Annotated in this window: 3 protein-coding genes; all 3 read left to right on the forward strand. The window is 45.1% G+C overall.

All coding sequences use genetic code 11. From position 1 onward, the window contains the following. The first annotated feature begins 49 nt into the window (after nucleotides 1-49). Entirely contained in the window at nucleotides 50-1,174 is a 1,125-nt protein-coding gene (locus tag WQ57_RS19050; protein WP_046525354.1) for an ROK family transcriptional regulator, read from the forward strand. Between the two features lie 673 nt (nucleotides 1,175-1,847). Beyond that, on the forward strand, nucleotides 1,848-4,757 hold the full coding sequence (locus WQ57_RS25795) for an endo-1,4-beta-xylanase (protein ID WP_052948825.1): 2,910 nt from the start codon (nucleotides 1,848-1,850) through the stop codon (nucleotides 4,755-4,757). 286 nt (nucleotides 4,758-5,043) lie between these two features. Beyond that, a partial coding sequence (locus WQ57_RS19060; protein ID WP_046525355.1) for a DEAD/DEAH box helicase occupies nucleotides 5,044-6,289 on the forward strand: 1,246 nt, incomplete at its 3' end.

A 6,289-nucleotide genomic window follows, 5' to 3' on the forward strand; every position in this document is an offset into this window, starting at 1 on the left:
TTAAACAAATATTTTTTATAAAATCATTTTATATAATGAGGTCGCATTCATGGATCAAAGTATCACTTTTAAAGATATAAAAAAGAATAATTATTCGCTTATTTATCAACTTCTTTATCAGAAGGGAAAGCTTTCAAAACAGGAAATTGCCAATCAGCTCAATTTAAGCTTGCCCACCGTCAGCCAGAACCTCGTTAAATTGGAAGATGAAAAACTGATCGAAAAAAGCGGCCAATTTAAGTCTTCCGTTGGCAGGCGGGCAACCGCTTACAGCATATGTACTCAGTCTCGTGTCAGCATTGGGGTTGAAATACAGAAAAAGACAGTACGTATGTTAGCCATTGATTTACATGGTGTTCCCTTTAAGCAAAGTGACCTGTCGCTGCCTTTTTCAAATGAAAATCATTATTACAAAGAACTTAGTGAGGCTGTAAAAGCATTCATCTCCTCTCTGGAAGTGGCAGAAGAGCACGTCCTTGGAATTGGATTTGCCGTTCAAGCCTTAACTTCCATTGACGGACAAAAGATTACTTATGGAAAAATATTAAACTGTACAGGGCTGGAAATTGATGTTCTGCAAAGGCACCTTAACTATCCTTGTATGTTTATCCATGATGCGAAGAGTGCCGCAACAACGGAGCTATGGGTAAGAGATAATCTTGGGGATGCTGTCTATCTTTCGATTGGGATGCACCTTGGGGGAGCCGTTATTTTAAATGGCGAAATTTATATGGGAAAAGAAGGGCATGGGGGAACCGTAGAGCATATGACCATAAATCCTGATGGGCCTTCTTGTTATTGTGGAAAAACAGGCTGCATGGAAACGTATAGTTCCGCCAATGCGCTTTTGGAAGAAGAAGAATCATTAGATTCTTTTTTTAAACAGCTGCGCTCTGGCAGTCCGTCTTATGCAGAGAGGTGGGAGGCGTTTTTAAATGATTTGGCCTTTTCCATCAACAATATCCATCTTGTCTTGAACCGGGAATTTATTATTGGGGGACATCTTTCTCCCTATTTAACGCCGCACGACCTTGAACGCCTACATGAAAAAGTGAATGAGCGATCCGCTTTCCCAAATCATGAGCCTTTTATTTCTATTAGCCAATCTCCTGAAAATGGAGTTCCTATCGGCGCTGCTTTGCCATATATTCAATCATTTATCAATAGTATTTAAGCAAGGGTTGCCCCAGGAGCAGACTTTTCTGCAGAGGGTAACCCTTTTGAACGTTCTTGGACCGAAATAATATATAGGAATATACTCAAAGTCAGAATAAATAATTCTAGAATAAGAATTGATTTAATAATTAAAAAATTTAGAAAATATTATTGACACAAAATGGACACCGAGCTATTATTGTAAACAGATAATTTATTAATAGGAAACTTAGTTTTATAATATAAAACAACAGCTCTTTTAAAAGAAGACACCATAAAAACGGACCGTCCATTAAGAGAACGTAGTTTTATAATGTAAAACAATAAAGTTTAGTTTTAATGATAGCGATTACATATTTTAGATAGACCCCAAAGGAATAAATCGCCTATCATACATTGAAAAACACCCATAGCAGGCAGCTTGAAAGAGAGCGGCTGCTGCGGGCGGAGGTTGGGAACAACTGGCGAAAGCCAGAGAAATAAAGATTTTAGGTCAAATTTCTTTTAGAAGGGGGGAGAGCATGTAGAAAGAGAATAACAGAAATGCATTTTTAGTGAGTGTGTGCAGGTGTCCAGGAATGTAGGTGGTGGCATGGTGTATTCGGGATGTATGACTGAGTTAGTGTATCCATTCGTGATGTACCATCAATACACCAAATGAACAAAAAGGAAGAATAATAGGCAGGAAAGGAATGATTTTTTTGAATAAAAAAGCTAGAAAGCTACTGACGTATTTGTTAGCGCTGGTTTTTACCCTGAGTTCTTTTCCCGCTACGGCCATGCCGGTCATCCATGCTTCAGCGGCAGAGGATGTCAATGGGAAGGCTCCGGGCACTTCAGCGACAGAGGTTGTATCGCTAAAAGAAGTCTACAAGGACCATTTCCTTATCGGCAATACGGTTAGCCCGAGCGACTTAACCAATGCAGCGAAGTATGATTTCATGAAGTTCCACTATAACGCGCTGACTCCCGAAAATGCTACGAAGCCGGACTCCATATGGCGCGACCCAACTGGCGAACCGTCATTCACGCAAGCCGACGACATGTTCACACGAGTCAAAGCGGACGGTTTCTATACGATTGGACACGCGCTGGCGTGGCACAATCAGTCAACAGGGTGGCCGCCGAGCGGCCAGAATTATACCGAGGCAAGGGCCAGCTTGCAAAGGTATATTACGACAATCGCCGGGCACTATAGTGACGGCCCTTATAAGCTGAAAGCCTGGGACGTTGTGAACGAAGCTATGAGGGATAATCCGGAAAATCCAACCGACTGGCGGAACGCGCTTCGCTCCGGCATTAACCCAACAGAACGGCCGTCCAGATGGTTTGCAGCGTACGCTAACGGCGGAAACGGGTGGGATTATATCTATGATGCCTTCTTGTTTGCACGTGAGGCAGCTCCGGGCGCCATTCTGTATTACAATGACTTTAACGACGAAGAACTCCCGAACAAAGCCATCGCGATTGCTTCCATGGTCAACGAGCTCAACGAAAGATACGCAAAAGAACACCCTGAGGCAAACGGCAGGAAATTGATCGAGGGCATCGGGATACAGGGGCATTACAACCTCCGGCTCAATGTAGATAATTTGGAGGAAGTTTTAAAGATTTATAGTGAAACAGGAAGTGAGATTAGCATCACCGAACTCGACGTCCAATTCAACGGCACTTCAGCCGACGTTCGCCCTACCGAGGCGCAATTGAAGGAGCAGGCGGAATTGTACGCCAAGCTGTTCATGCTATATAAGAAGTACTCCGACCATATCGAACGCGTTACATTCTGGGGCGTGGCTGATAACAACAGCTGGCGCAGGACGGGTTACCCGCTGCCATTCGACTCCAATCGTGCACCAAAAGAAGCCTATTGGGCGATCATCAATCCGGAAGCTTATCTTGGGCTAGATGAGTCATCGCCAAAGCTGACGTCTTTTAACTTCGGCGGCGATGTATTCAAGGTCGGAGGCAAAACCGAATTTGATGTTAACGTGCCTAAGGACGTGTCAAACATTGACTTCTCTGCGGCGAACGTCGCTCACGAATACTCAAGCGATGAGGTTGACGTCAGCGTTGCACTCAACCCGGCAAACGGCGAAGTGAGCGCCGGGAAGCCAGCACTGGCGACGGTGAAAATCGCATCGAAGGAATCTCCAAATAGCTCAACGACGTATAAAGTAAACTTCGGACATATGACCGCCGAATGGGAGAAAGACCAAAACTATCAGGACACAGGCTACCGTTCATCCGTCAATATCCGCTTCAGCGACGGTGAAACTCAATTCAAGCTGTTCCAGGAGTTTTATAATAAGGATGACGGTAAACTGGCCATGCTCAACAGCAAGGAATACAAGCCTTTACCCAAACATACAGGTGGCACACTCACAATCCAGACAGATAGCAGGATAGACGATGACCAGTTGAAAACATTGACGTTAAAGAAATCACTGTGGGATCAGAACTGGGCTCCAATTAATCCGGCGCGTGTTACAGATTTCACGGCTCCGGAAAATTATTGGAAATTGGCCAAAACGATCGAATCCGGTAAAACTTATATGGTTGTCTCCGTCGACTCAGGTCTGGCTCTGACCAATAAGAACGTGGATTCCGTCCTCGAGACCGGTGGAAACGCCAAACGAGGCCTTGCGGGTACGCCTGTCACCATCGTTGATGACATTATTGTAGAGCCGAAGCTAATCCAGGACAATACAAGGTTTATCTTTAATGAGAGTACCAGCCCCGATCCGGGACCATACACTAAAGCGAACGGTTACACTGGATACACCATGTTAAGCCTTGTTCATGGCGGCCTTGTCGCTCCCACTATTTTGTGGCGGGATTTGAGCAGCGACATGACGGCTCCATTGCGCACAGACACAACGATTGGAGATCGTGCATTGGATCGAGCGGTATGGTTTAACACGGGAATAGACCCCGATACCGGCGAGACGACACTATTTTCCCATACTGGTTCAAGCAATTACACGTATGCACTGCACGGAACTGAAAAGGGCTTCGTCGGCCAGGGAGGCACGGGTCCTCTGAAGGACTATGCAGCCGCTAGCCGGGTTAAGCTGTTTGAGTACGTGTCCGACTATTCATATGAAGACGTAACGAGTCTGGGCGCAGAAATAAACCTCGACCAGGAGCGTATCGTGAGTGGGCGTGACGCCAAGATTCCTGTCACAGCGGATGTCCCTGACGGTTCAAAAGCAGTGTTGAAAAAGGACGGCGTTTCCGTGGCTACCGCGACATTCGCAAACGGCAAAGCGACAATCAGCGTGAAAGGCAGCGATGTTGACGCCGGTGCGAATTATGCAGTCGTCGTAAATGATGATTCCAACATACTTGGCGCGGTCATTCTTCCAGTCGTCACTAGCGTCAGCGCAACGCCGTCGGCTAAGGTAGAGAAACTCAATGGCAATCAGAACAGACTGACCGTTACCGTTAAGGAAGTCTACTCCGATGATTCCACTGAGGCTTTCACGGAAGAGATCCAAATCAAGAACAACGCGAAAGACGTCTATCAGGTGGGCCCATATAAAGTTTATGTGGAAACTAAGGGCAACGACCAGATTCGTAAATGCACTATCGTGACCGAGTAACGGCAGGAAGCTGAACAGCGGCCCGCTGCACAATAGGAGGCGGCAACCGATGTGCAGCAGCCTATTGTGGAAGATTAGCAAAAAATAAAAGTAGTCCAATGGGCTACTTTTATTTTTTTTTGGGGTCTGGCTGAACCTTCCAGCCAGAAGACTTTCGCCTGGCTGTTGCTGTCCAATTCGCTTTACTGGGAAGTTCACGTATAATGAACACTAGCGATAACGAATATAATTTTTCTAATAGAGAATCGTATATATTATCGAAATAACGAATAAATGAGGGCCAAACATGAGCGATGCAAGTTTTGAGGAATATTATTTAAGTGCTGAAATTAAGAAGGCACTGGATTTGTTGAAGTACCAAACTCCGACTGAGGTTCAAAGGAAGACCATTCCATGGGCATTAGAAAATAAGGACCTTGTCGTGAGGTCCCAAACAGGGAGTGGCAAGACTGCAGCATTTGGCATCCCTATTTGCGATCAGGTGGAGTGGGCGGAGAAAAAACCCCAGGCGCTCATCCTTACACCAACCAGGGAGCTAGCTGTACAAGTTCGCGAAGATATGACCAATATCGGAAGGTTCAAACGGATAAAAGCGACCGCCGTTTATGGAAAAGAGCCTTTTACGAAACAAAAGGAAGAACTTCAGCAAAAAACACATATAGTCGTCGGTACGCCTGGACGCGTTCGCGATCATATCGAAAGAGGTACACTTCTCCTAGATCAAATCAAGTATTTAGTCATTGATGAAGCAGACGAAATGCTGAATATGGGCTTCATCGATGAAGTGGAAGCCATTATTAATGAGCTCCCTTCAACAAGGGTAACCATGGTCTTTTCGGCGACACTGCCTAAAGATGTGGAAAATCTTTGTCATCAGTATATGAACGATCCAACTCACATTGAGGTGGCGTCTTCAGGTGTGACAACCAGCAGTATTGAACATTTTTTAATGACAGTAAAAGAAGACGAGAAGATGTCTCTTCTTAAAAATGTTACCGTAGTTGAGAATCCGGACAGCTGTATCATTTTTTGCAGGACGAAAGAAAACGTCGAGACTGTTTTTGCCCAGTTGGAGGCAGCTGATTATTCTTGTGAACGACTGCATGGAGGGTTGGAGCAAGAGGATCGCTTTGCCGTTATGGACGGGTTCAAAATGGGGAATTTCCGTTATCTTGTGGCGACCGATGTAGCGGCAAGAGGAATCGATGTTGATAATGTAACATTGATCATCAATTATGATGTCCCAATGGAAAAAGAGAGTTATGTCCACAGAACCGGCAGGACAGGGAGAGCGGGTAAAAAAGGAAAAGCCATTACTTTTTCAACACCGTTTGAGGGGAAATTCATCAACGCGATTGAAAGATACATCGGCTTTGAACTTACTAAAACGGAACCTCCTAAACAGGAGGACGTTGAACGCGTAAGGGCTGATTTTGAGGAAAAATCCCGGGGACGCCGAGTTGTTCATAATAATAAAACAGCTAGAGTCAACAAAGATATTATGAAGCTCCATTTCAGCGGCGGGAAAAAGA

It is taken from the genome of Mesobacillus campisalis (assembly GCF_000986785.1).
GTDB lineage: Bacteria > Bacillota > Bacilli > Bacillales > Cytobacillaceae > Mesobacillus_B > Mesobacillus_B campisalis.